Annotated in this window: 1 pseudogene; it reads left to right on the top strand. The window is 58.4% G+C overall.

Annotated features, from left to right (window positions below):
- A pseudogene (locus J9892_RS25290) lies at positions 1 to 293 on the top strand (IS1634 family transposase); the annotation flags it as partial.

Raw genomic sequence — 293 nt, 5'->3', positions numbered from 1 at the left:
TACTGGCGCAACAGCAGCAACTATTTGTGACCCGGGTGCCCGTCACTCTCAATGAGGCAAAGCAGGCCGTGGCAACCATAGGTGCACAACCGCTGACCGCTCTGGGCAATGGCTATCATGGCCGTTGGCAACACGCGAATTATGCCAGGGTCGCGCAACGTTGGTTGCTGGTGCGCAGCGAACAAGCCAGCCACCGCGAGCAGCAGACATTGGCCAAAAACCTGCTCAAAGACAGTACCCGCGAGCTCAAAGCCTTCGCCAAATTGTGTGCCCGACGCTTTGCTTGTGAGGCG

Source organism: Aeromonas sp. Prich7-2, assembly GCF_017939255.1.
GTDB lineage: Bacteria > Pseudomonadota > Gammaproteobacteria > Enterobacterales > Aeromonadaceae > Aeromonas > Aeromonas caviae.
Note: the sequence above shows the minus strand (reverse complement) of the source record. Positions and strands in the feature narration are given on the sequence as shown.